Source organism: Amylibacter sp. IMCC11727 (assembly GCF_029854195.1).
In the GTDB taxonomy this organism is placed as follows: domain Bacteria; phylum Pseudomonadota; class Alphaproteobacteria; order Rhodobacterales; family Rhodobacteraceae; genus Amylibacter.
In genome coordinates this window covers 3,153,197-3,178,266 of the sequence record NZ_CP122960.1, presented here as the reverse complement: position 1 = coordinate 3,178,266, position 25,070 = coordinate 3,153,197, and the positions used below count along the sequence as shown (strand labels likewise).

The following is a 25,070-nucleotide window of genomic DNA, read 5'->3' as shown; positions in this document are numbered from 1 at the left end:
TTCGTGTTACAGAGCTTTTTTGAAACTGTCTTACTGCGCCGCGTTTTTTCGCTGTTGATCTTGCTAGAAATTGGTCTGGCCTATGTCATCTATACCAATGTCTTTTACATAGATCAGGCCACAGGGCTGCCGATTCTGGATATGGAGGTTGGCTATTCCGCAGCGCGTGTGAGCGAAATTCTGGGCGGTTATGGTCCTGTAGAACGGGCGCGGTACGAAATTATTATGATGGCCGATCTAATCCATCCCGCCGTATATGCCAGCCTTTTTGGTGGCGTGATCTGGTCCATGATCGGACGGTTAGAACGCAAATGGCTGGCGATTGTTCCGCTGTTTGCGGCCCTTTTTGACTGGGCCGAAAACGCCGCGATTTATCGGATGTTTTCTGAACCGATGCCTGTGGATTACAACATCGTTCAGATTGGCAATTACCTCAGCTTCACCAAACATGCGTTGGTTGCGCTGACTGTTTTGCTGCTAACGTGGCTTCTGCTGCGTGGCCTTTGGCGCGGGTTGATGCGTTAGATCACTGTGACCAAAGGAGCGTCTCTGGGTGAAACTGTGACCACGCGAACCAAAAGGCTTCGTGACTGCCAAGGTCCGCGCCAGTTTGATCGACGGCCTTCACACCCCCAGCGACAAGTTGCAGTTTCACGTTTTCAACGGTGATGTTTTGGCCCGCGCTGAGTGCGGCAAATGCTTTGCTGCGCTGAAAGGCAATGGGTTTGCCAGATGGTGCAACAACGCCAATGATGTCCTCGTGAACGGGCAAGCGCGGGTCTACATTGCCTACAGGAAAGATCGGGCCATTGGCATCGCGGTTATTGCGAAAATCAAAATCGCGTCCAAGGGCGAGGGATTCAACCAACACCGTTGTGTCTGGGTGCAGCGCCTTCCATGTGCCCCAGTCAGTTGTAACAACAGCGGCCTGTTTCAACTGGATCCCCTTTTTGTGCAGTGGGCCCGTGACGGCCTTGCCCAGGAAAGTGTCAAAGACGGAATAGGTGTTCACATCAAACATGACCTTGTTTGAGCGGATCAACAGGCCTGTTGTGCGCAAGACAGGGCGTTTTACGCCTGCGGGCATTTGGTCCGTGAAATAGGCCTGCGCCGCACCGCAGAGGGTGCAGTAAGGAATGCCAAGATCGCGACCACCGAGCGTGTCATTGACCATTTCGCGCACTTCCATAATGCGGCGGGGATAGGCGCGGGTTTCACCATTGATTTCAATGCCAAAGACAATGTCACTGTCTTTAAGCCAAGTGGCGTCGGCGGCGCTGGACACTTCGGGATTGTCTGCTGCGGGGATGCCGTTCAAGGGTTTGTGGGTTTCGTCATAGGGCCGATCATCAATCGGGACACCGCCCCAAGACACCATGCGCCAGTCGATATCACCTTCTTCAAAAATGCCGTCCCAGCCCGGAACAAAGCGTGTGAAAATCGCACGCTTGGTTTTGAGGTAATCAGGGTAAGCGGGGATATCCCACGCGATCAGGTGGTCAGTGATTTGGTGCCAGCGGTCTGGACCGTTAAACGTGATCCCAAGGAGGTTTGCGGCGGAATCGGCCAAGGCATTGTCAAACTCCGCACGCCACGTAAAACGCATCATATCCGCGATAATCCATGCAAGGCGAGGGTCATCTGATGTGGTGATCAGGTCGAGCGCGATAATCTGATCGCGGCCCCATTGCGAGGATTCGAGTGTGTCGTCGAAGACGGCTTTGAGCGCATTCTGCAGGTCTTGCGATAAAGGACCAGTAGGAACAGATGGCGGTTGGCCGTATTGTTCGATGACATAGTTGGGCAAGGAATTTTGTGCGCTAACAGGCGCAGTGAGCAGAGCAAGTGCGGTGCAAGCTGTAAGAAGAGTGCGGATCATGACGGGCCTTTGACTGGATTCGCAGACAGTTTGTGTGAAAACAGTGGATCGCGCCAATCACGATTGGGTTAGGGGACGTGAAACGAAAAGAGCCACCCGAAGGTGGCTCTGATCAATTATCCATCTACACGGATTTTGGCGTTGGTTGGGTCGTATGGGCTGTCTTCGACGACTTCTGCATCCCACAGCTCGCCCAACATGCGCACTTTGAGCTTTTGGCCAACCTCGGCCAATTCGGGTGAGACATAGCCCATGCCGATTTGTTTGCCAAAGTGGACGGAATAGCCGCCAGAGGTGAGGCGCCCGACTTTTTTGCCATCGACCAACACCGCTTCGCGGCCCCATGGATCGGCGTCTTCTGGTCCGTCGATCAACACGGTTACACATTTTGCGCGGATGCCCGTTTTTTCCATCGCTTCCTTGCCGTTGAAGTCTTTGGACAGGTCGATAAAGCGAGGCAGGTCGGCTTCGGCGGGTGTTGCGTCACGGCCAAGTTCGTTGCCGAATGCGCGGTAGGATTTTTCCTGACGCAGCCAGTTTTGCGCGCGGGCTCCGACGAGTTTCAGCCCGAATTCTTCACCTTCTTTTAACAGCAAATCCCAGAGGTAGTTTTGCATTTCCATCGGGTGGTGCAATTCCCAGCCAAGTTCACCCGTATAGGCCACGCGGATGGCGTTGACAGGGCACATGCCAAGCTCGATTTGTTTTGCAGACAGCCATGGGAAACGTTTGTTCGAAAGGGCCGTTTCTGGATCGGCGTCGTTGATGACCTTTTTCAACAGGTCGCGGGATTTTGGCCCGGCGAGTGCAAAGACGCCCCATTGTGTGGTGACGTTTTGGATTTCGATGTAGCCAAATTCGTCCATTTTGTCTTCGGCCGCTTTGCGCAGGAAATCGGCGTCGTAGTCTGTCCACGCGCCAGCAGACACAAGGTAGTAGTTGTCTTCGCCATTGCGCACGATGGTGTATTCGGTGCGTGTGGTGCCGTGATCGGTGAGCGCATAAGTCAGGTTGATGCGGCCGATCTTTGGCAGTTTGTTACAGGTGAACCAATCAAGGAATTGGGTCGCACCTGGGCCTTTGACAACGTGTTTGGTAAAGGCGGTTGCGTCCACAAGACCAACGCCATTGCGGATGGCTTTGGCTTCTTCCACAGCGTGGGGCCACCACGTGCCGCGGCGGAAGGAGCGGCCTTCTTCGTCGAAATTATCGGCGGCATCCAACGGACCGTAGTAGTTGGGGCGTTCCCAGCCGTTTACGAAGCCAAACTGTGCGCCGAGCGCTTTCTGACGATCATACGCAGGGGCCGTGCGCAGAGGGCGACAGGCGGGGCGTTCCTCATCAGGGTGGTGCAGGACGTAAACGTGATCGTAACATTCTTCGTTTTTACGAGCCGCAAATTCGGTTGTCATCCAGTCGCCGTAGCGTTTTGGATCAAGGGAAGCCATGTCGATTTCGGCTTCGCCTTCGATCATCATCTGCGCGAGGTAATAACCCGTACCACCAGCCGCGGTGATCCCGAAAGAGAACCCTTCGGCAAGCCACATATTGCGTAAGCCAGGTGCAGGGCCCACCAGCGGGTTCCCATCTGGGGTGTAACAAATCGGACCGTTGAAATCGTCTTTTAGGCCAGAGTTTTCACAGGACGGCACGCGGTGGATCATCGCCATGTACTGGTCTTCGATGCGTTCCAGATCCAGCTGGAACAGATCAGCGCGGAAGCTGTCTGGCACGCCATGTTCGAAACGGGCAGGGGCGTTCTTTTCATAGACGCCCAAAATCCAGCCACCACGTTCTTCGCGCACATAGGATTGTGCATCAGCATCGCGGATGACGGGATGTTCTGGGTTACCTGCCGCGCGCCACGCTTGCAGTTCTGGGTCCACATCTGTGACGATGAATTGGTGTTCTACTGGGATCGCGGGCATCTTGATGTTCAAGAGCTTTGCGGTGCGCTGGGCGTGGTTGCCTGTGGCCGTGACAACATGTTCAGCGTGGATTTCGAATTTTTCTTCGGACGGGATCAGATTGCCACCCTGTTCAACCATCACTGTGCCGCGCACGATCCATTCTGACCCTGTCCATTCGTAAGAATCGACTTGGCGTTTGCGGATGATTTCTGCGCCGTGCATCCGCGCGCCTTTGGCCATGGCCATGGTCACGTCTGCTGGGTTAATGTACCCGTCTGTGGGGTGGTAAATCGCCCCTTGCAAATCTTCTGTGCGGATCAGCGGCCAGCGTTCTTTGATCTGGTTTGGTGTCAGTTGTTCGAACGGGACACCCACAGATTCGGCTGTCGTGCCGTACACCATGTATTCGTCCATGCGGTCTTTGGTTTGCGCCATGCGCAAGTTACCCACAACGGAAAAGCCTGCATTGAGGCCTGTTTCGGCTTCCAGTTCTTTGTAATATTTTACGGAGTAGTCATGAATGTGCGTTGTCGCATATGACATGTTGAACAACGGCAACAGGCCCGCCGCGTGCCATGTGGAGCCTGAAGTTAGCTCGTCCCGCTCTAACAGAACCACATCTTTCCATCCTGCCTTGGCAAGGTGATAAACGATGGAGGCTCCGACGGCACCGCCGCCGACGACACAGGCTTTTACATGGGTTTTCATGATGCGCGACTCTCTTGAACAGGATAGTTTGGGGTAGATAGCCAAAAATATGGCAGCCAATCCACTGTCAATCGACTGTGGTTGTGGCGAAAACGACATGGAGGGTCGCGAATGGCCTTAGATAGCCTCGCATTTGAACAGCAAGCGGAGTGGTGCCGCAAGCTGGGATCAGAGCTGACAGCGCGGGTTCTGGAGGCGCTGGTGCAGGTGTTGGACGACAGCACGGCAACGGGGCGGTTGGTCTGTGATTGGCCAGGCGAGGCGGGCCCGATGAAGGATGTGGTTCCGCTGCGCCTGACGGGGGCTTTGCATGCGATGGTCGCGTCTGGTCAAGCGGATGGGCTGGCAGCCGTGTATCCACCGAACGCGATTGCGCCAGTTGCGGATTTGGTTCCGCTGGTGCGTGGAGCAGTGGGGGATTGCGATGCGCAGATTATGGATTTCCTGCAATTTTCCCCACAAACGAACGAAGTGGCGCGGGCGGCGGTTTTGATCGCTGGGCTGTCTGTGGTGGCGTCTGAAACGGGTTTACCACTGGCTGTGCATGAAATCGGCGCGTCGGGCGGGTTGAACCTGAACCTTGATAAGTTTGGATATCAGCTTGGGGATGTTTCGCTGGGTGACGCAGCGTCTGGTGTGCAATTGGCGCCCAAATGGACAGGGGATGCGCCCCGTATGATGCCACAGATTGTGGCGCGGTCAGGGTGTGATTTGAACCCAATAGATGTGACGGATGCGGATCAGGCGCTGCGATTGCAATCCTATGTTTGGGCAGATCAGGCGGATCGGTTGGATCGCGTTAAGGCGGCCATCAGCATAGCGCAAAAGCATCCACCGCATTTAGACGCAATGGATGCGGCCGATTGGGTTGGGCAGTTGAACAGATTTCCCCCTAAGAAAGATCAATGCCGCGTTTTGATGCACTCCATCGCATGGCAGTACATGCCAGAGGCTGTGCAGCGGCGTATTCAACTGAGCATGGAAGGCGCTGGCGCACGCGGCGATCAAGTGGCTTGGGTGGCCTTTGAGTTGAACGCGGACGGGCAGGCGGAACTGACGGTGCGCATTTGGCCAGATGGCGGGAAACGGGTAGTGGCAGAGGCGAACCCGCATGTGCAGTGGGTGAAGTGGTTGGGGTGACCAGTGACATTGATATGTCAGAGTTATGTCTGCGCTGGTATTCTTTCCAACAGGCTTATTAACGCTGCGCGTAAAAAGTGAGGTTCTGGAAACAGATGTTTCGAATAGAGCCAGTTGCGTTTACGCCCAATAGTGAACAAGCCAGTTCGAGCCTTATATCCTGGATCAATGCTGAGGTCCTTATTTTTTAAGATTTGCGACACTTCGTTTTTGGTGAGTGTCCACTGATAACCCCCTTTACTTGGGCGCGAATCTTCAATCTTGCAATGCAGACCCTTACCGTCGACATAAAGCCAAGTTTCTTGTTTGCTGGTTTTGAACACCAACATTTCAGAGGCATCTATAGTGGCGCTTGCATCCACCGCTTCATTCGGTTCACCATCTTCTTCAGGTGGTTTAAGATATTGTTTGTAGGCCAAATAGGCCGTCACGACGGTGGTGATCGAAGCTACAACTGCTGCAATGGCTGACATCCAATCAGTGATCGATGGATCGTTCATAAAAAATCTCTCAAATAAATGGCCGCAAATGTCTATACAGCTATGATTTTAGCATACTAAATTCACTTTGATAACAATTTTGAGTTTTGATCTTCCAATTCACTTAAACCGTTTCGGGCTAAGTGCTTCTACCGTGCTTTGCGGCAATTCCGATCCGTTACCTGTAACCAAATCCGCGAGTAGTTGGCTGGCACCCGGCGCGGTTTGCATGCCATAGCCGCCTTGGCCAGCGGACCAGAAAAAGGTGGGATCGTGTGCATCAGGGCCGATCACCAACGTGCGATCTGGGGCAAAGGTGCGCAGGCCCGCCCAGTTAGCGGTGATGCGGGTGACTGTAGAGGTGACGACTTGGGAATAGCGGTCGATGCCTTCGGCCAAGGTCATGTCATCGGCATAGGCATCATGCGGCGTGGTTGCGTCCTCGTCTGCGGGGGAAACGAGCAGTTGGCCTGCATCGGGTTTGGCGTACCATGTTTCGCCAACGCCAAAGAGCATGGGCCAATCGGAAACATCCAAGTCATTTGGTGCAGGGATGCGGGCCATAGAGCGGCGATATGGGGTTAGGCCGACAGCGGAAATGCCCGCAAGGGCCGCGATTTCGTCAGCCCACGGGCCCGCTGCATTGATGATGTTTTTCGTGCTGATCTGATCATCACCCATTGATATATCCCAGCCTGCACGTGTTTTTTGAATGCGCGCCACTGGAGCGTTGGTGCGGATCTCCGCGCCGAAACTGCGGGCATCACGGGCGAAATTTTGCAACAAAAGATCGGTGTCGATGTCTTCGGCGTTGTAGCTCAGCGCCGCTTGGGTGAGGGTTTTGGTATCCAGAATGGGGATGATCTCTGCGGCCTCTGCGACTGTAATGTCGCCCATGTGAAAACTCGCAGCCTCGGCCTGAAGCTGCTTTTCTTCGCCGCTGCGGGCCACGATCATGATGCCGCGTTTGGACAGAACACCACCGTGGGCTGTGCGGAAATACTCTTCGCCAGCAAGGGACAAGTCATTCACAGAAGGCGCACCGTAATAAGGTTCAAACAGCGCAGCAGATCGGCCAGAGGCATGATAAGCGAGATGGCTTTCCGCCTCTAACACCAGCGTTTTTCCGTGTGGCGCAAGGCGTGCGGCAGCGGAAATCCCTGCAATGCCACCGCCGATGATTGTAAAGTCATAGGTCATGGAGGATTGGTAGCGGTGCATGTGCCAGAATGCAAAAGCAATTAGGGCGTTTGGATGGTAAACCCTGCCTGATAAACCCGCTCCAACAGTCCTTTGCGCCGGTCTTCAGACCCTTTTGATCCGTTCAAAAAATGCAGTTTGCGATTGGTGAAACCGAAATAGCCAAATGTGCCTTTCATCCAAGTTGTTTCAATGGCATCGGCGTAGCCAAGATTATCCATTTCGTCCGAGCGTGCCCCTGCGGGGATCAGGAAAATCCCCGTGCGGGGGCGTTGCAGCGATATGTCTGGATCATCCAATTGATCGTAGGCCCAGCCCCACGACCAGACGCGATCAACCCAGCCTTTTAAGGTGGCGGGCATGCCCCACCAAAACAGTGGGAACACGAAACACACTGCATCGGCACGGTCGATCCTGGCTTGTTCTATTAAAACGTCAGGGGGTGGTGTGCCTGTTTCATCTGCTTCGATATCGGCCATAGACCAGCGTGGATCAAACTCTTCGGCATTCAGATCGGCCAGTTCCGTCGTGTGGCCTGCCTCGGATGCGCCACGAATAAATTCGGCGGCGATTGCAGCAGAAAATGAATTGGGATCGGGGTGGTCCAGAACGACAAGGATATGCATCGCAATACCTTACGCTCGCTGGCAGAATTGAAAAGGCCGTAGCACCCATTTCGGAGCGCTACGGCCATGAAACTATGTCATGAAGACTTATTTCATGAACTTGCCAAGCACATCATTGAGCGGGGATCCGTCGCCATCTGCATCGAGCAGTTGTGTCAAAGCGCCAAGGTCCATGCCGCCGCCTGCTTGTTGTTGGCCACCGCCCATCAGACCGCCGACCATGCCCATCAGGCCACCGCCACCAGAGCCGCCGCCTGTCAATTGGCCAAGCATTCCAGAGATGCTGTCATCGGGAACTTGCTTTTGCATGCCTCCCTGCAACATGCCCGCAAGAGCCGGCAGAAATTGCATGATTGTGGCCATGTCGATGCCTGTTTTATTGGCGGCTTGCGCGGCCATTTCTTGAGGTGCTTCTTGACCGCCCATTAGTTGTTCAAGGAATGCCATTCCTTGAGCTTGGCCTTCGGGGGCAGCGGCCGCGGCTGCATTTTCATAAAGCTCGCCTTGGCCTTCACCGTGAAGCGCGCCGAGCAACCCTTCGAGTCCGCCTGATTGTGCTTTTTGCTTGGCAGCCTGACCAATCGTTGGCGCAAGCATTTCTGTCAGTTGGTTGGCTTGGCCTTCGTCGATGCCAAACTGGCTGGCGAGCTGTGACAGACCTTGGCCGCCTTGGGCCTGTTGCAAAAGGTTCATAAGGGACATGTAATTTCTCCTGTTGGTCGGCGTTCGTGCCGTTGGGGATTAGGTGGGTGTTTTAACGCGTTGGTTCAAGAGTTGATTCTGTTGAATTGGGTGAATATGGCGTTCTTTTTCTTACTATTCAAAAGTGAATTCTGGGGTAATGTGAAAGCAGGCGTTGTTTTGCGCCGTTTGAAAAAGGGGGGATACATGGAACCGATTGGAACAGACCGTCGCAAAGTCGCCAATATCGCGAATGGAACATTCGAGCCATTTTTGGCCGCAGATGGCACACCAGATGGCGAGGTTTTGCAGGTAAACGGTGGCAAACGCGGCCATGGATTTCACATCTATCGCATGGCGGCTGGTCAAACGACGGTGGCCCATACGCATGACGGTGACGAAGAATTTTTCCTGATCGACGGTGATCTGACGGATCATGATGGGTACGAATATAAAGCAGGCGATATTATCTGCCTGTCGTCTGGCACGACGCATAATTCCTATTCGAAAAATGGCTGCACTTTGGTGGTGTATGTGCCTGAGTCTAACGGCGCATAAAGGCGCCGTTTAATTTACCTCACGGCCTTCGGAGTCTTTCAATTTTTGTGCGCTTTGGAATATCCCGAAGAATTGCCAGAATTGAGTTACGAGGAAAAACAGAACGACAAACACACCCCCGGCAATCCGCTGAATGAAGGTTTGAAATGATAGTGTTGCGGTGATGGTGTCGTCGGTGATCGACACGTCTTTCAACGCAAGTGCCGCAATCTGCATCGCACCCCCTTGCCCGTTTAACGAATAAACGGGAACGGAACCAAGAAACGTATCAAGCGCTGCATTGGCATCTGAACGCAGTTGGGTTTGCACATAAGCCGAGACCTTGATCGCCGTTGCTTTACGCGCTTCGTTATCGGAATTTTCTGCCTCTTCCGTTTCACGTTTCAGGATTTTGTTGAAGGCGGATTTCACGTCACCGATCGTGTCTTTGCTGTTGTCTGAAAAGGTAAATGAGATGTTTTCTTTGCGCAGGTCCGACAGAAAAAACCGCCCTGCGTCATAGCGAATGCCAGTGATAACATCTGCGCTTCCTACCCCTTCGAGAGTAAAGCCGCGCACGTCGAATGCGGCCTTGATCGCAACCTTATTGTTGTCGCGCAGATCGACCGTGCCCTTAGTGACGTTGATTTTGGTCAGTGCTGTATTGATCTGCTTTGGCAGTTGTTTGGCCAGCTCTGCCTCTATCTGTGCTTGGGTGAACGTGGCCTTGAACGGTGGAGCAAACACGTAGGCGGCGGCCAAAAGGGCCAGCAGGATAAGACAGGTGTAGATTGCAAATTTACGCATGAAATACAGTTCAGTTTTGATTTGTGTCATGGGTTAAGGTGGCGATTGATACGAAAAGTTCAAGTTTGGCGACGCTTAAACAAGGTTTCTGATACAAAATCTGACTAGACAATTGGGGCGCTTTTTCGTTTTTCTAGGAAAGTAAATTTTCAAAATGACAAAGGGATAAATGATGAAATCTATTCTACTCGGATGTGCGTTGGCACTGGTTTCGACAGCGGCGCATTCAGCATGTTTGTATGGGTCTGCGGTTAATTCGGATGGATCGAAAATTGACGGATCAGCGAAGGTCAGTACGTCATGGAACGGCAAGCAGGCGTTCCCACGAAACGGCAAATATCAGTTGTGCCTTGGCAGCAATCCAAAGGCCAGCATCACAGTGTACCTTGATGGGCGCAAGTACACGCAAATCCATGTGAACGGTGACACGCGGCTGGATTTGCGGCGCTAAGATTGCCTGTCAGCGTTTACCGCAGCCGCATATGAGCCATGATTTGCCCGTGATCTGACGCCAGTTTGTTATAGGGCGCTTCGGGGTGGGAGCCGTCTGTGATGTGATCGTTCAGCACCGAGAAGTATTCCATCGAGCCAATGGCATTGGGGTTTTCTGGGTTGAAATGACGCGACATCAAGATTTGGTCGATGCTTTCGTAGACGCCGCCAAAGGCGGATGTGTAAACCATGTCGCGTAGGGATTTCTGAACAAACAGCTTTTCCGCAGATGTCAGGCGCACAGAATTGATCGCTTCTTGGATTTGGATGTTCTGTTCGTCGGAATAACGATGGTTGCGTTTGGTGGCATCGTGACGGCGCATCCAGGCATAGTTCTTGAACGGACGTTCACCAGTGATGACGGCAGAGGACACGGCATGATCGCCGTCGTTCATATCGCCGAGTACAAAAACAGGGTTGTCGCGCGCCAGTTCATCCACAATCAACTGGCGCAGAACCGCTGCTTCTGCTGTGCGGCGCAGCATAGAGCGCAATTCACCAATGGCGCGTCCTACGGGATCATATTCGAGCGGGTTGGCTTCGGGTGCGAATTGGGCTCCCTCGGGTTTGATAAACTCACCCAGTTTCGATTTCAGGTGACAGTTGAACACCGTAATCACACGCCCATGCACAGGAATGCGCGCCTTGATGATCGGGCGTGACAGTTTGGTGAGCGTGTAGGTGCCTGCCTCGCCGCCGCCCAATTCTGGGAATTTGATGGTAAGCGGTTCGGGCAATTCTTGGATCACCTCTGGTGTACCGTCGAACCCAAAGCGCGATAACATCGCAAGGCCAGGGCGGCGGTTGCCGGGGGTGCCGTCAAAAATATTAGGGGCAAAGAACAGGGTGTCGTTACCGTATTCCTCGTAAGCCAGTTTTTTAAAGATGGCTTTGCGGTGATAGCGTTTGTTTTTGGACGGGATGACATCGGCGTTGGATGCTGCGCCCCGTTCGTTGGTTTCTCGGATTACATTATACAGCGCGGGGCGTTCAAAAATTTCCTGAAATCCCACAATATCGGCGTTCATGGTCAAAAGTTGATCGGCGAGCCAATCCTCTTTCCATGCGTATTCTTCCTGTGTGTATTCTTCGAACGTGTAGTATTCCTGTTCAGGGCCGATCAGGTTTTTGACGTTAAAGCTGGAAATGGTGAAATCTTTGGGGGTTTCGCGAAATGCCATTAGATGTCTCCGTATTTGGACAAGGCTTTTTCGAAAATCTCTTTGTCCACATTGCCGCCTGTGGCGACGGCGATAACCGCATCGCCTTCGATATATTCACCGTGGAACAGCGCCGCTGCAAGTGCTGCTGCGCCGCCCGGTTCGATCACAATTTTGAGACGGTTAAACGCGAGCGCCATGGCCTGTAGGCATTCTTCGTCCGTGACCACAAGGCCAGGGCCTGCAAGACGGTTGAGGATAGGGAACGTCAGCAATCCTGGTGTGGGCGTGATGATCGCGTCACAGATTGAGCCTGTGACGTTTTTGTTTGCCACGGGGCGACCCGCACGCAAGGAATGGGCGTAATCATCAAACCCTTCGGGCTCCACTGTGCGAACGCGCAAATTGTCAGAGTATTCTTTCAGAGCAAGCGCAATGCCCGAGGCCAAACCTCCACCACCTGTGCAAACGAGCACATCTGCGTCGCGAACTTTAAGGTCCTTGGCTTGGAATGTGATTTCAATACCTGTGGTGCCTTGCCCTGCAATAACTTGCGCGTCATCGAAAGGTTTGATCAGGCAAAGATTTTCCTTTTCGTTGATTTTGTTGGCCACTTCGTCGCGATCTTCGCCCCCAGCGCGATCATACAGCACAACCTTGGCGCCCAGCGCTTTGGTGTTTTCAATCTTAATCTTTGGGGCGTCTGCGGGCATGATGATGACGGCTTTGGTTTTGTGCATCTGAGCCGCCAGCGCCACACCTTGGGCATGGTTGCCCGATGAAAACGCAATCACGCCACGGGCGCGGTCTTCCTTCGGGAGAGCGGAAATTGCGGACCACGCACCGCGGAATTTGAAAGAGCCTGTGTGCTGCAAGCATTCCGCCTTCACCAACACTTTGCGCCCAGCGATTTCGTCAAGAAACGGGGAGGTCAGCATCGGGGTGCGGCGCACGTTGCCTTTTAGGCGTTTTTCGGCGGCTTTGACCATTGCGATTGTAGACATGATGCGTGTTCCCTTTGCGCGAGTTAGGGTGCTTTTACCCTGTCTGGACCATGGGCGAAACGGTTAGTTTTGCGCGGCGATGTCAGGGATTGTGGTCAGGTCCGAAAGCACTTGTTGCGGTTTCCATGGCAGGCGGTCCATTGGTTCGCCTGCGCGGTTCACCCAAGTGGTGTAAAACCCGTATCCAGATGCGGCGGCCGCGTCCCAGCCGTTGGAAGACACAAAAAGAACCTGTTCTGGCGCACAGTCAAAGCGTTTGACGACAAGGTCGTAGACGGATTTGTGTGGCTTAAAAACTTGTACATCTTCCACAGACAACACATCGTCAAGCAGATCGCCGATGCCTGCGGATTGCACCGCGCCGTCGAGCATTTTTGGGGAGCCGTTTGACAGGATTGCGGTGTTTAAGCCTGCGTCTTTGAGCGATAGCAGCATTGCAGGAACCTCGCCGTAAGCGGCAAGCTCCCAATAAAGGTGCAACAAACGATCACGCAGTTCGGCGTCGCCGTCGAGGCCGTTGTTTTCCAGCGCCCAGTCAAGCCCTTCTTGGGTGACATCCCAAAAATCCCCGTGCGCATCGGCCACCGCGCGAAGCCACGTGTATTGTAGTTGTTTCAAGCGCCAGTCGTTCGCAAGTTTCTGCCAGCAGGCAGCGAGGGCATCGCGGTTTGGTTCAGCGGCAGCGGTGCGGGCAGCGGCAGAGACGTCAAAGAGGGTTCCGTAGGCATCGAAAACGGCGGTTGTGATGGGCATGTAGTGGCTCCTTTTGTGGGAGTGTGGCATGGCTAGACGGTATGTCAAACGGGATTGATTGCGATGCAAAAAATTAGGTTGAATTTGAGTGTCCGTTTTCTGCTAGGGATAAGTTTTGATTGTGTTTGGAAAATGACACCCTAAGCTCAAATTTATTGTGCTTGATAAATTAATAAGGCTAGAAAATGTCTCAGAATGAAAATTCGTTTTGGCGATTTGGAATCGTTGGTTTGGCTGGCATGGTTGTCGGTGCAGGAGGCATGTTTATCTCGCACCAGCAAGCCACCACTGCAGAAAATCAGTTTTATATGGAATTAGACCAACTCAGACATTCTTTAGTGCTTGAGGTGGACACTAGTTTTGAAGAAAAACTAAGCCGTATCAAACTGTTGAAAGAAGCGAAAAATAAGGGGTTCGAAGCTATCTTTGAGAGCAATCTTCAAAGAGACATCGATGAGATAACGCTTTCTATTTCGAAGATTGCAGCTGCAAGAAAAGAATCCGAAGCCGCTGCCGAAAAAGCGCGCAAGGCCGAAGAGGCTCGTGCAGCCGCCGCCGCACAAGCGAGAAAAGAACAAGCAGTGCGCGTTAATCCACTCATCTTCGAGAATTGTGGACGTGGGACGAATAAAATCTGTCCGTAGTTTAATTTAGCTTCGAAACTTACCCATCAATTGATGGGGTGCCGCCTCACAAATTCTCTGGCTGGGCCATGCCGATCGCGTGGTATCCGCCATCCACAAAGATGATCTCACCTGTGGTGAACGCGCCGGCATCCGAGGCAAGGTAAACGGCTGTGCCGCCGACCGCTTCAAGTGTTGCGTTGGAGCGCAAAGGCGCGTTTGCTTCGGTCGCGCGGTAAGTTTTGCGCGCGCCGCCAATGGCAGCCCCTGCAAGAGTACGCATCGGTCCTGGGCTGATCGCATTGACGCGGATGCCTTCGGGGCCGAGGTCATTGGCAAGGTATCGTACCGCGGATTCAAGTGCGGCTTTGGCCACGCCCATCACGTTGTAATTTGGCATGACGGATGTGGAGCCTTGGAAGGTCAACGTCAGGATTGTGCCACCGTTGGTCATCAGGGGGGCCGCGCGTTTGGCCAAATCAATCAGCGAGTAACAAGAAATATCCATCGAGTTGAGGAAGTTTTTGCGGGTTGTGTTGATGAACCGCCCGGTCAATTCATCCTTGTCCGAATAGGCCACTGCATGGATCAGAAAATCAAAGCTGCCCCATTTTTCCTTGAGCGTCTTGAACAATCCATCAAGGGACGCCTCGTCCAGAACATCTGCCTGAAGAACCATGTCAGAGCCAACTGATTCCGCCAATGGAATCACGCGCCGCCCGAGGTTTTCAGCCTGATAAGTGAACGCCAATTCCGCCCCAGCATCGGCCGCCGCTTTGGCAATGCCCCAAGCGATAGATTTTTCGTTGGCGACGCCAATTACCAGACCGCGTTTCCCTGCGAGTTGTCCTGTCATTTTTATGTTCCTAAATGGTTTAGTCTTTAAATTTGCTCATAATCATTGAACCGTTTGTGCCGCCAAACCCGAAAGAGTTTGTCATCACGGAATCAAGCCCCGCGTTTTCCACCAATTCTGTGGCAATTTCGCCTTCGTTAATCGCAGGGTCGAGGTTTTGCACATTGATGGATGGGGTGATGAAATCATGTTCCAGCATCAACAAACAAAAGATGGCTTCCATTGCGCCAGTGGCCCCTTGAGCATGGCCTGTCATGGATTTGGTAGAGGAAATGGGCGGTGTTGTGCCCTCACCGAATACGCGGCGAACGGCTTCGACTTCGCCAACATCCCCAACTGGGGTGGATGTGCCGTGGGCGTTGATATAGCTGATTTTGCGTCCTTCTGGCAGAGTGCTGGCCGCCAAACGCATGGCGCGTTCGCCGCCTTCACCGCTTGGGGCGACCATGTCGTGGCCGTCGGATGTTGCGCCAAAGCCTGTAACCTCGGCATAGATTTTTGCGCCGCGTGCTTTGGCGTGCTCAAGGTCTTCGAGGACCACAATGCCGCCGCCGCCACCGATCACAAAGCCATCGCGATCCGCATCAAAGGCGCGAGAGGCAAGTTCCGGTGTGTCATTGTATTTCGAAGACATGGCACCCATCGCATCGAACAAACACGACAAAGTCCAATCGAGCTCTTCGCCGCCCCCTGCAAACATGATGTCTTGTTTGCCCATCATGATCTGTTCGCTGGCAGACCCGATACAATGCAACGAAGTGGAACAGGCAGAGGTGATAGAATAGTTGATGCCTTTGATCTTAAACGCGGTGGCAAGGTTCGCTGATACGGTGGATCCCATACATTTTGGCACAGCAAACGGGCCGATGCGTTTCGGTGCGCCTTTTTCCAGCACGGTTTGGTGCGCGGTCAACATGGCCGAGGTGGACGGACCACCAGAGCCGGCGATCAAACCCGTGCGGATGTTAGAGATTTGATCCTCGCCCAATCCCGCATCGGCAATGGCCTGTTGCATGGCGATGTGCGCATAGGCAGAGCCTGGCCCCATAAACCGCAACGTGCGTTTGTCGATATGTTCGGCCACATCAATGTTCACCTTGCCGTGGATTTGGCTGCGAAAGCCGTGTTCCACATATTCTGGTGCGGCAACGATGCCTGATTTACCCGATTTAAGGGATGCGGTGACTTCATCAGCGGAGTTGCCGATGGATGAAACGATTCCGAGACCTGTAACGACTACGCGACGCATTTTGGCTCTCCTATTTTTTTAAACGGGTGTTGGGTCAGGCGTCTGACAAGCCAACTTTCATATCTGTAACGGTGTAGATGGGTTCGCCGTCTGCGAAAACCTGTCCGTTTGCAACGCCGACTTTGATCTTGCGGTCGATAACGCGGGTGAAATCTACGTGATAGGTCAGCATTTTGCGATCTGGCTTAACCATTCCCGTCAACTTGACCTCGCCCACGCCGAGCGCCATGCCACGACCAAGCATTCCACGCCAGCCAAGGTTAAACCCTGTCAGCTGCCACAATCCATCAAGGCCAAGACAGCCCGGCATGATCGGGTTGCCAGGGAAGTGACAGTCGAAAAACCACAGGTCCGGTTTGATATCAAATTCTGCCACCACATGACCTTTGCCAGCGGAACCACCATCGTCAGAGATTTCTGTGATGCGGTCCATCATCAGCATTGGGGGCATTGGCAATTGCGCGTTGCCGGGGCCAAACATGTCGCCTTGGGCACATTTAATGAGGTCATCGTAACCAAAGCTGGTGGGTCTATCGGACATAGGGGCCTGATCCTTACTGCGTGTTGTTATTCCCCTGTGACTATCATTGTGGCGCATTGGCTGGCAAGTGGACAACGTTCGCTGCCTTGATTGACCCACACGCAACCCTGCTCAGATTAGCTAAATCTATCAAAGGAATCGCCTGTAACTTAGCCTGATCGTTGGGTTTTCTTGTGAATGTGCGCATTTGTCGTGCTTTTGCGTTTGCGAAAAGGAAGGATTCGGGCCATATTCCCAGCGTAAATCTTACATCCAGAGGTGGATATGACCGACAACCCAACACTCTCTACCAGCGATGATCTTGGTCGCCAGTGGTTGATGAGCGCCGATGTGCGCCCGACAAAGCAACGTTTGGCGTTGGCTGATTTGTTGGTTGGGGATGGCCGAAATCGCCATGTAACGGCCGAGGGTCTGTTTGCATCTGCAACGGATGTGGGAGCGCAAGTCTCGTTGGCAACGGTGTACAACACCTTGCGCGCCTTCTGTGATGCGGGCCTCATGAACGAGGTTACAGTAGATGGGCATCGCTCGTATTTTGACACGCGGGTTGATGAGCATCCACATTATTACTGGGAAGCCACCGGCGCGCTGACGGATGCGCCAAAATCGGCAGTGGCTTTCGCCAAAGAACCTGAAGCGCCTGAAGGCGCGCGCGTGTCCCGTGTTGATGTGGTGATCCGCGTTACGGACGAGCCGCGCGGGTAATGATCACTTGAAGACTGATGAATTTGGCGGCTTTAGGCCGCTTTTTCGGCGTGCTCGAACGGTCTAAAACGGGCCGTTTTGCCCAAATTAGACAGCATAATTAACCAACAATTGTGGCGAGAATGGGCGAGAGCTGCTCGCAAAACGATACCGGCATCACAGCTAAGATGATGCAAATTTAGAAAAATAACATCAATAAAACATGTAGTTACGGTGGTTTTAGGCGTCTTGGTGGGCCCTTCTGAGCCACACTTATTCTGTATTGGATACCAATTGTTTCGAATTTTACCGTTAATCTTTTGACACAATGTGGCGTAAACAAGTCGCGTATTTGGGCAAAGTGTGTTCGCCCGTGTTTTGTAGAGTAACGAGTAAGGAGGATGCCAGATGCTGGCTCCCATGAAGAGTGTATTCAAAAATTCCCGCCTGAGCCGTGACGAAAACGGCTCCATCCTCATTTTTGTAATGGTGGTCTTCTCTATCATGATGCTCGTGGGCGGAGCCGCCGTTGATTTGGCGCGCTACGAAAACTCGCGTGCGACTTTGCAATACAACCTTGATCGCGCTGTTTTGGCGGCGGCCTCGCTAAAGCAAGAACGTGAACCATCTGTTGTGGTGCAAGATTACATGTCTCGCATCACCACAACCGAAGACTTTGATTTGCATGTGTCTTCAAGTGTAGCGGAATATTCTCGGTCTGTGACCGCGTCTGCCACTGCTGACGTTGATATGTGGTTTTTATCCATGGCTGGGATCAACAAGATGCCGGCCAAAGTCGTCAGTTCGGCGCAAGAAAAGAAATCAAACCTAGAGATTTCTTTGGTGTTGGACGTGTCTGGTTCCATGGCATCGAACCAACGCTTGGTGAACCTGAAAGTGGCGGCCAAGGAATTTATCGACACAATGCTGGCGGATGTAGAGCCAAACAGCGTTTCGATTTCCATCATTCCGTTCAACAGCAATACGGCGCCAAGCCAAGGTCTGTTTGACGCAATCAATGTGGCGCAAACACATGCGTATACCACGTGTCTGGATTTCACAGATGGTGCGTTTAGCACGGCAGCAATTGATCCTGCGCAATCCGTAAGCCAAGCGGTTTTCACAAGCTACTACGGTGGTTATCAGAGCGCGCATTTACCGTCCTCGACATGCAACAACGAAGAATACTTCGAGATTATGCCATACGTGAGCGATGCCGCTACACTGCACGCGAAAATCGACAGCCTGCAGGCGGCGGGTAACACTGCGGGCCACGTTGGGATTAAATGGGGCTTGGCGTTGCTGGACCCGAAATTCCAACCCGTTGTGGATTCCCTGATCGCTGACGGTGATGTTGTAAATGGTTTGACTGCGCTGCCGCGATCTTATCAGGACGAAGACACAAACAAGATCATAGTTATGATGAGTGACGGTGCGAACACCACAGAGTTTCGTCTGGGCTCTGCCTATAACACGGGTCAATCCGACCTGATGGAAGTCACGTCTAGCGTGTTGGGCCCAGATGGACTGCCAACTAAAACACATTTCCTGCGGGACTCGGGTGGGTTTTGGTACTTTGACATGCAAAATAACTCTTGGATTACGCAGACTGTGTTTGATGCCCTTCCTGTAACATTGCCAGGCTTCCAAAGTTCCGAGCGGTTAGATTGGGCTGATGCTTGGGGCCACATGTCCACGCAGTACTATAAACAAGTGACGGGAAATGGCGGGCCAAGCTACGATTTCTGGTACGGCGCCGGTCGCAACGGAGCAGAAGCCGATCCATTGATGCTAAACACGTGTGAAGCCGCTGCAACCGAAGGCGTTACAGTGTACACCATCGGGTTTGAAATGAATGAAAGTTCCGTAGACACCTTGCGCGATTGTGCCAGCACCCCAAGCCATTTTTACGATGCAAACGGGACGCAAATTTCAGAAGTGTTCGCAGCCATTGCAACGTCTATTCTGAAGCTGAAACTGACACAGTAATCGTTTCAATAACGGAAGTTCAGCGGCTCCTTATGGGGCCGTTGTGCGTTAAAACCACTGGCCAGGTTCCATGAGGCCCAAATCCATCAGTTGCTGTGAATTCCAATGGAACTTTTCGGATTTGGCCCAAGCAAAGCTATTCACATCAAATGTGGAGCCGGGATTGGATTTTAGGTACTTCGCAGTTCGGAACGAACAGATAGAAATCGTTGCAGAATGATGCCACGGGCATTGATAGGTGTTGTATTCTTCGTCGTTGAACAGCTGATCTTCGTCCAGAACCAAACCTTTGCGCGATTGGAACAGTGATACGCGGTCAATGCGCCGTTTGGTCCACGGCAGATGTTCTTCGAACCGCCATTTCAGGCCGCCATAGATCGACAATTGGCGATCCATCACATTGCCGTCTTTCCACCGTGTCAGGGCATAATAGCCAGATGAATCCAAATGTGCGTTCTCCAAAGAATAGCCATTGGGATTGGAATCGAGATCGGCGGCATAAAGATCAACCACATAAGTAAAAGCAGATCCGCGGCGTTCTTCGGTGATAAAGGTGATCAATTCGCCAATGCTACGGTCTTCGCAAAATGGAAAGTGCAGATATTCCGCATTATAACAGTAATAAATCCAACGCCCAGCAAAGGCATCGTTCGCTTTGGTCACCGCCACATTCAATGGGATATCATTAAATGGGTCATTGGTGATCAAATGGCACAGATCATGGCAATCCGTTGGCAGGACGGTGCCTTCACGCGCCAAAAGCAGGATATTGGCAAATCCAATTCGGGCATGGTGACGAATGGTAGAGCCAAGACCAACATCGTCTTCGGCAAAGATAAGCGCAACAGGACCCTTTGGCAGGTTTGCTGCGTTCGTCTTTAGAAAAGCGTCCAAAGAAGGAGCTGTCATCGGTGCCTCTGTCTTTTGTCTTTGTAACGGGCGCTGTTGCCTGTCATTTTTTCGTTAAAATGCTGCAAGCACGCAAAAATCGCAAGCGGTGCCTTTGGGAAACCTCTTTTTATAGTAATCCATAATATTTCCAGAGTTAATTTTCTGCATATTGAACACTTGAAAAGGTATTTATGCTGATTAGTTGGGGTACACGAGCAGAGATGTAGGGTCTTTGTAACTGTATCAGAGTAGGGGCATTTATGAAAATGGAAGACATCCGCGCCGATGCGGACATGATGAAATATACAGCGGAAATTGTGTCTGCTTATGTTCAAAAGCACGATGTGGCCGTTAAAGATATTTCGGGCATTATGGACACCGTACATTCCAAGGTGGTGGAATTGTGCCGTGGCGATGCCTTTGGCACAACTGCAAAGCCTGCTGTTGCGATCGAAGACAGTGTTACGCCTGATCACATCATTTGTCTGGAAGATGGGAAATCTTTCAAAATGCTGAAAAAGCATTTGAAAACAAAATACGATATGACGCCAGAAGAGTATCGCGCGAAATGGGGTCTACCAGCGGATTATCCAATGGTAGCACCGAATTACGCGATTAAGCGTCAGGCCTTGGCCAAGGCGAGCGGGTTGGGCCGCAGCCGATAACAACTGGCGGGGGGCCGTTGCCCCTTTAGGTGAATTTGTGTAAGGCCTGCGCAACCAGCGCAGGCTTTGCGCGTTTTGGCGGTATGAACCTATGACTGAACCCAAAAAACTGTTTGTGAAAACCTATGGCTGTCAGATGAATGTCTATGACAGCGAACGCATGGTGTCCGCGCTGGGCGGGCAGGGGTATGTGGAAACGGACACGCCAGATGATGCGGACATGATCCTGTTGAACACCTGTCACATCCGCGAAAAAGCAGCTGAAAAAATTTATTCGCAGTTGGGACAGTACCGCCCGCTAAAGAACAAGAAACCCGATTTGAAAATTGGCGTAGCGGGTTGCGTGGCACAGGCCGAAGGCGAAGAAATCATCAAACGCCAGCCGATGGTGGATTTGGTTGTAGGGCCGCAGGCGTATCACCGTTTGCCTGAGATGGAAGCCAAAGTCGGTAGTGGTGAACTGCTGGTCGATACGGAATTTCCCATCGAAGACAAATTTGACCACCTGCCCAAAACAGGCGGGCGGGGCCCAAAGGCGCGCCGCGCGCCAAGCGCCTTTTTAACAGTCCAAGAGGGCTGTGATAAGTTCTGTCACTTCTGTGTGGTTCCTTACACACGCGGCGCCGAAGTGTCGCGACCTGTGTCACAAATTATCGCGGAAGCCGAAGATTTGGTCAGCCGTGGCGTTGTCGAGATCAACTTGCTGGGCCAGAACGTGAACGCGTATCACGGCGAGCATGGGGGCAAAGAATGGGGTTTGGCGCAACTCATCCACGAATTGGCCAAAATTGATGAACTGAAGCGCATTCGGTTCACGACATCTCACCCGAACGACATGTCCGAAGACCTGATCGCCGCCCACGGGGAGTGCGAAAAACTGATGCCGTATTTGCACCTGCCGGTACAGGCAGGGAGCGATAAGATCCTAAAGGCGATGAACCGCAAGCACACGGCAGCTGAATATCTCGACTTGATTGAACGTATTCGCCAAGCGCGCCCTGATATCGCTTTGTCAGGTGATTTTATCGTCGGCTTTCCTGGCGAATCTGAGGAAGATTTCCAAGACACGCTCGAACTCTGCCGTCAGGTTCGGTATGGCCAAGCCTTCTCTTTCAAATACTCGCCGCGTCCTGGAACACCCGCGGCTGAACGCGCAGATGTGGACGAAGCGGAAAAGTCTGACCGCTTGGCCCGATTGCAGGCTTTGTTAAGCGAACATCAAATGGATTTCCAAAAATCGATGGTTGGAAAAACACTGCCGGTTCTGTTGGAAAAGCCGGGCCGTATGGATGGCCAAATGATTGGTAAGTCAGAGTTTTTACACGCGGTCCATATGGATGCCGATCCAAGCCTTGTGGGAACAATTGTACAGGCCAAAATCTTGCATTCGGAACGCAATTCCTTGGCTGCTGAGATTGTTGGGTGACGCTGAGTCACCCCAATTTAAATTAATTTGGAACCAATGCCTTGAAACCACCTAAGATTGTTTCTCAATCAAGCAGTAGTGGTTCACATTTTAAGCTTCACAGATTGTAGAATGTTGATAAGTTTACAAAGTATTAAGGGGAATGCGCCGTCAGAGCGCTGCCTAGGCTTATAAAGTTGGATGTGAAGGGAAGTTCCAGTGTTTGACCGATCTGTGAAAGTGATTGCAGCAGCAGTCGGGTGTCTTGTGATAGCGGGTTCAGTGGCGGCGGATGATTTCGTTGTGCGCAAATCCACGCAAGCCACCGGTGAGCGTTATGTGCCAGGTGTTTGGGTTGACCCAGACGGGTGTGAGCATTGGGTTATGGATGATGGTGTTGAAGGCTACATGACACCACATGTAACACGTGACGGTATCCCTGTATGTCGCCGTGGGAACCCATGTGCGGTAATGAACAGCGACCAGTTGTTTAAAACAGACAAATGGCACATCAATTCTTGGGGGCGTAAGCGTTTGATGGAATTCTTCCAGTCCGCGCAAGCCACCGCATTTATCATTGATGGTCACACAGACAGCCGCGCATCTGACGCATACAACATGCGTTTGTCAGAGCGCCGCGCGAAGGCAGTTGCACAGATTGCACAACAAGCTGGTAAACGCGCGCAAGTGCGTTGGTACGGCGAGCGTGTGCCTGTAGCATCTAACCGTACGGCGCATGGCATGAAGAAAAACCGTCGCGTTGAAATCACCTGCGTACGTTGAGGAGTAGAAAAATGACAATCAAAGTAAGCATGGCGATTTTGGGTGTGGCAGTGGCTGTTGCTGGTTGCACTGGCGACAAGTCAAACAAAACCATTGACCGTGGCATCGACAGCCACTCTGTGAGCGAATTGAATGCAGGTATCTGGGTGGATCCAGTTGGCTGTGATCACTGGATCATCGACGATGGCGTCGAAGGGTACCTGTCCGCTCGTTTGGACAAATACGGCAAACCAGTTTGTTCTGGCATCGCGCCACCAAACACAGCCGTTGGCGACTTTAAAGATGGAAAGCGCGACCCGATCTAAGGGCACGCGCAAATCAAGACTTAAAGGCCAGCGGATTCGCTGGCCTTTTTTGTGAAATCTTGGTGAACGGCGGCTTTTACCCTTGCGGGTTTGTAAAGGTTTTTGCACCATTCAGTTAACGCGCAGATCAAAACCTATAGGAGCGTTCATTGGCGACATCCGCCCCGACGGAGACGGCTTCGGCCCCCGAAACAAGTTTGAATTTCCCAGATAACCGTCTGCTGATTGATTTGTGCGGCGCGTTTGACAAAAATTTAACTCATATTGAATCCACGCTGGGTGTGCAGATTGTGCGCCGTGGGAATGAGCTGGCCATCTTTGGAGACGAAGAGGGATGCAGGCGTGCGTCCGAAGCATTGCAAGGATTGTATCAACGGCTAGAGCAAGGTCGCGAGGTGGAACCTGGCGATGTTGATGCAGCGTTGCGTATGGGACGCCCCGCCCAAGGCACACCGCGCCATCCAAGCGAACAGCGTGAAATGTTCCCAAGCGGTGGTGTTGAAATTCGCACCCGTAAGAAAACGGTGGAACCGCGCACCAACACGCAAAAAGACTATGTCAAAAGCCTGTTTAAGAACGAGCTGGTATTTGGGCTGGGTCCCGCAGGGACGGGTAAAACCTATCTGGCTGTGGCGGCGGGTGTGTCGATGTTTATCGAAGGCCATGTGGACCGTATTTTGCTATCCCGCCCAGCTGTTGAGGCAGGGGAACGACTGGGGTTCTTGCCGGGAGACATGAAAGACAAGGTCGATCCATATATGCAGCCTCTTTACGATGCGCTGAATGATTTTCTGCCTGCCAAACAGGTTGGCAAATTGATCGAAGAGAAACGGATCGAAATTGCACCATTGGCGTTTATGCGCGGGCGAACACTGTCCAACGCGTTCATCGTTTTGGACGAAGCGCAGAATGCCACGACAATGCAGATGAAAATGTTTCTGACGCGTATGGGCGAAGGCAGCCATATGGCGATCACAGGAGACAGTTCGCAGTGCGACCTGCCCCGCGGTGTGCCCAGCGGATTGGTCGAGGCCGAGAAAGTTCTACGCGGGGTGAAAGGGGTCGGGATGACCACCTTTAAGGCCGAAGATGTGGTGCGCCACCCGATGGTGGCACGGATCATTCAAGCCTATGACAAACACGCGCAGAAGTCTGGGTGATGCCCACTTCAATTGATGTATTGATCGAAGACGACCGCTGGGGTGACGTAAAACTAACCCCAATTTGCAACCGTGCGTTCGGCGCGGTGTTCGCAGAACAGGGTATCAGCGGGCAGGGGTACGAATTGTCCGTTCTGGCGTGCGATGATGCGCGGATTGCAGAATTGAACGCAGAGTTTCGCGGCAAACCTGTACCTACTAACGTTTTGTCATGGCCAGCCTTTGAACTTGCGCCCCTGAACGCTGGGGACGCACCTGCCCCACCGCCAGATATTCTGGCCAATCCTATGGACACAGAGCTTGGCGATATTGCCCTGTCATATGACACATGCCAACGCGAAGCTGAGGCGGGTAAAATCGCATTCGAAGACCACCTCACACATTTGTTAATCCATTCCTGCCTCCATTTGCTGGGATTCGACCATGAAACCGATGCAGATGCAGCACGAATGGAGGGTTTGGAGACAAAGCTACTTGCATCTTTGGGTATTGCGGACCCATATTAGCGTTGCATCAATTTTCGGTGCATTTTTTGGATAGGAG

Annotated in this window: 27 protein-coding genes; 13 read left to right on the top strand and 14 right to left on the bottom strand. The window is 52.5% G+C overall.

The features are described from left to right. Positions 1 to 3 precede the first annotated feature (3 nt). A complete protein-coding gene (locus QBD29_RS15890; RefSeq protein ID WP_280099061.1) occupies positions 4 to 525 on the top strand; it encodes a hypothetical protein in 522 nt (173 codons plus the stop codon). Between the two features lies 1 nt (position 526). Here the strand turns inward: QBD29_RS15890 and QBD29_RS15885 are convergent, their stop codons facing one another. Both QBD29_RS15885 and QBD29_RS15880 read right to left on the bottom strand, forming a co-directional pair. Beyond that, positions 527 to 1,879, bottom strand: coding sequence for a DUF3179 domain-containing (seleno)protein (locus tag QBD29_RS15885; RefSeq protein WP_280099060.1), 1,353 nt, complete (start codon positions 1,877 to 1,879; stop codon positions 527 to 529). A 116-nt stretch (positions 1,880 to 1,995) separates the two neighbouring features. Beyond that, a complete protein-coding gene (locus QBD29_RS15880; protein ID WP_280099059.1) occupies positions 1,996 to 4,497 on the bottom strand; it encodes an FAD-dependent oxidoreductase in 2,502 nt (833 codons plus the stop codon). Between the two features lie 111 nt (positions 4,498 to 4,608). Here QBD29_RS15880 and QBD29_RS15875 point away from each other — a divergent pair, with 111 nt between their 5' ends. Then, complete coding sequence (locus QBD29_RS15875; protein ID WP_280099058.1) at positions 4,609 to 5,637, top strand: DUF2332 domain-containing protein; 1,029 nt, start codon at positions 4,609 to 4,611, stop codon at positions 5,635 to 5,637. 23 nt (positions 5,638 to 5,660) lie between these two features. Here QBD29_RS15875 and QBD29_RS15870 read toward each other — a convergent pair whose 3' ends face one another. The 4 genes from QBD29_RS15870 to QBD29_RS15855 form a co-directional block, all read right to left on the bottom strand. Next, positions 5,661 to 6,137 (bottom strand): hypothetical protein, encoded by a 477-nt coding sequence (locus QBD29_RS15870; protein ID WP_280099057.1) that lies wholly within the window; start codon positions 6,135 to 6,137, stop codon positions 5,661 to 5,663. A 99-nt stretch (positions 6,138 to 6,236) separates the two neighbouring features. Next, positions 6,237 to 7,337 carry an FAD-dependent oxidoreductase gene (locus QBD29_RS15865; protein ID WP_280099056.1) on the bottom strand — a complete coding sequence of 367 codons (1,101 nt, stop codon included), beginning with the start codon at positions 7,335 to 7,337 and terminating at the stop codon, positions 6,237 to 6,239. 20 nt (positions 7,338 to 7,357) lie between these two features. Next, positions 7,358 to 7,942, bottom strand: a complete 585-nt coding sequence (locus QBD29_RS15860; protein WP_280099055.1) for an NAD(P)H-dependent oxidoreductase — start codon at positions 7,940 to 7,942, stop codon at positions 7,358 to 7,360. An 87-nt stretch (positions 7,943 to 8,029) separates the two neighbouring features. Further along, a complete protein-coding gene (locus tag QBD29_RS15855) occupies positions 8,030 to 8,644 on the bottom strand; it encodes a DUF937 domain-containing protein (RefSeq protein WP_280099054.1) in 615 nt (204 codons plus the stop codon). A 186-nt stretch (positions 8,645 to 8,830) separates the two neighbouring features. On the opposite strand from QBD29_RS15855, the gene QBD29_RS15850 reads away from it, so the two are divergent. Continuing rightward, a complete protein-coding gene (locus QBD29_RS15850; RefSeq protein ID WP_280099053.1) occupies positions 8,831 to 9,181 on the top strand; it encodes a cupin domain-containing protein in 351 nt (116 codons plus the stop codon). A gap of 9 nt (positions 9,182 to 9,190) precedes the next feature. Here QBD29_RS15850 and QBD29_RS15845 read toward each other — a convergent pair whose 3' ends face one another. Further along, positions 9,191 to 9,967: a hypothetical protein gene (locus QBD29_RS15845; RefSeq protein WP_280099052.1), complete on the bottom strand. Its 777-nt coding sequence runs from the start codon at positions 9,965 to 9,967 to the stop codon at positions 9,191 to 9,193. Between the two features lie 169 nt (positions 9,968 to 10,136). Here QBD29_RS15845 and QBD29_RS15840 point away from each other — a divergent pair, with 169 nt between their 5' ends. Then, a complete protein-coding gene (locus QBD29_RS15840; protein ID WP_280099051.1) occupies positions 10,137 to 10,418 on the top strand; it encodes a hypothetical protein in 282 nt (93 codons plus the stop codon). Positions 10,419 to 10,434: 16 nt separating this feature from the next. Here the strand turns inward: QBD29_RS15840 and QBD29_RS15835 are convergent, their stop codons facing one another. The 3 genes from QBD29_RS15835 to QBD29_RS15825 form a co-directional block, all read right to left on the bottom strand. Next, complete coding sequence (locus tag QBD29_RS15835; RefSeq protein ID WP_280099050.1) at positions 10,435 to 11,640, bottom strand: endonuclease/exonuclease/phosphatase family protein; 1,206 nt, start codon at positions 11,638 to 11,640, stop codon at positions 10,435 to 10,437. Then, positions 11,640 to 12,623, bottom strand: coding sequence for a threonine/serine dehydratase (locus QBD29_RS15830; protein ID WP_280099049.1), 984 nt, complete (start codon positions 12,621 to 12,623; stop codon positions 11,640 to 11,642). The genes QBD29_RS15835 and QBD29_RS15830 overlap by 1 nt, the downstream gene beginning before the upstream one ends. 63 nt (positions 12,624 to 12,686) lie before the next feature. Next, positions 12,687 to 13,376, bottom strand: a complete 690-nt coding sequence (locus tag QBD29_RS15825; protein ID WP_280099048.1) for a haloacid dehalogenase type II — start codon at positions 13,374 to 13,376, stop codon at positions 12,687 to 12,689. A gap of 185 nt (positions 13,377 to 13,561) precedes the next feature. On the opposite strand from QBD29_RS15825, the gene QBD29_RS15820 reads away from it, so the two are divergent. Then, a complete protein-coding gene (locus QBD29_RS15820) occupies positions 13,562 to 14,020 on the top strand; it encodes a hypothetical protein (RefSeq protein ID WP_280099047.1) in 459 nt (152 codons plus the stop codon). A gap of 46 nt (positions 14,021 to 14,066) precedes the next feature. Here QBD29_RS15820 and QBD29_RS15815 read toward each other — a convergent pair whose 3' ends face one another. Genes QBD29_RS15815 through fabA form a run of 3 tightly spaced genes read right to left on the bottom strand, consistent with a single transcriptional unit; the run spans position 14,067 to position 16,645 of the window. Further along, the gene (locus QBD29_RS15815; RefSeq protein ID WP_280099046.1) at positions 14,067 to 14,855 is read right to left on the bottom strand and encodes an enoyl-ACP reductase; all 789 of its coding nucleotides are present in this window, start codon (positions 14,853 to 14,855) and stop codon (positions 14,067 to 14,069) included. Between the two features lie 19 nt (positions 14,856 to 14,874). After that, positions 14,875 to 16,104 (bottom strand): beta-ketoacyl-ACP synthase I, encoded by a 1,230-nt coding sequence (gene fabB, locus QBD29_RS15810; protein WP_280099045.1) that lies wholly within the window; start codon positions 16,102 to 16,104, stop codon positions 14,875 to 14,877. A 34-nt stretch (positions 16,105 to 16,138) separates the two neighbouring features. Then, entirely contained in the window at positions 16,139 to 16,645 is a 507-nt protein-coding gene (gene fabA, locus QBD29_RS15805) for a bifunctional 3-hydroxydecanoyl-ACP dehydratase/trans-2-decenoyl-ACP isomerase (protein WP_280099044.1), read from the bottom strand. Positions 16,646 to 16,909: 264 nt separating this feature from the next. On the opposite strand from fabA, the gene irr reads away from it, so the two are divergent. Both irr and QBD29_RS15795 read left to right on the top strand, forming a co-directional pair. Then, positions 16,910 to 17,350, top strand: a complete 441-nt coding sequence (gene irr, locus QBD29_RS15800; protein ID WP_280099043.1) for a Fur family transcriptional regulator Irr — start codon at positions 16,910 to 16,912, stop codon at positions 17,348 to 17,350. Positions 17,351 to 17,737: 387 nt separating this feature from the next. Continuing rightward, positions 17,738 to 19,318 carry a TadE/TadG family type IV pilus assembly protein gene (locus QBD29_RS15795; RefSeq protein WP_280099042.1) on the top strand — a complete coding sequence of 527 codons (1,581 nt, stop codon included), beginning with the start codon at positions 17,738 to 17,740 and terminating at the stop codon, positions 19,316 to 19,318. Between the two features lie 48 nt (positions 19,319 to 19,366). On the opposite strand, the gene QBD29_RS15790 is transcribed toward QBD29_RS15795, so the two are convergent. After that, positions 19,367 to 20,227 carry a hypothetical protein gene (locus QBD29_RS15790; RefSeq protein ID WP_280099041.1) on the bottom strand — a complete coding sequence of 287 codons (861 nt, stop codon included), beginning with the start codon at positions 20,225 to 20,227 and terminating at the stop codon, positions 19,367 to 19,369. Between the two features lie 242 nt (positions 20,228 to 20,469). Here QBD29_RS15790 and QBD29_RS15785 point away from each other — a divergent pair, with 242 nt between their 5' ends. The 6 genes from QBD29_RS15785 to ybeY all read left to right on the top strand — a co-directional run bounded on the left by QBD29_RS15785 (position 20,470) and on the right by ybeY (position 25,033). Beyond that, positions 20,470 to 20,874, top strand: a complete 405-nt coding sequence (locus QBD29_RS15785) for a MucR family transcriptional regulator (protein ID WP_280099040.1) — start codon at positions 20,470 to 20,472, stop codon at positions 20,872 to 20,874. A gap of 91 nt (positions 20,875 to 20,965) precedes the next feature. Further along, on the top strand, positions 20,966 to 22,300 hold the full coding sequence (gene miaB, locus QBD29_RS15780) for a tRNA (N6-isopentenyl adenosine(37)-C2)-methylthiotransferase MiaB (protein WP_280099039.1): 1,335 nt from the start codon (positions 20,966 to 20,968) through the stop codon (positions 22,298 to 22,300). A gap of 261 nt (positions 22,301 to 22,561) precedes the next feature. Beyond that, positions 22,562 to 23,062, top strand: coding sequence for an OmpA family protein (locus QBD29_RS15775; RefSeq protein ID WP_280100984.1), 501 nt, complete (start codon positions 22,562 to 22,564; stop codon positions 23,060 to 23,062). Between the two features lie 11 nt (positions 23,063 to 23,073). Continuing rightward, a complete protein-coding gene (locus QBD29_RS15770; RefSeq protein WP_280099038.1) occupies positions 23,074 to 23,367 on the top strand; it encodes a hypothetical protein in 294 nt (97 codons plus the stop codon). Positions 23,368 to 23,516: 149 nt separating this feature from the next. Further along, entirely contained in the window at positions 23,517 to 24,527 is a 1,011-nt protein-coding gene (locus QBD29_RS15765; protein ID WP_280099037.1) for a PhoH family protein, read from the top strand. Beyond that, positions 24,527 to 25,033, top strand: coding sequence for an rRNA maturation RNase YbeY (gene ybeY / locus QBD29_RS15760; protein ID WP_280099036.1), 507 nt, complete (start codon positions 24,527 to 24,529; stop codon positions 25,031 to 25,033). Before QBD29_RS15765 ends, ybeY begins: the two co-directional genes overlap by 1 nt. Positions 25,034 to 25,070: the final 37 nt, after the last annotated feature.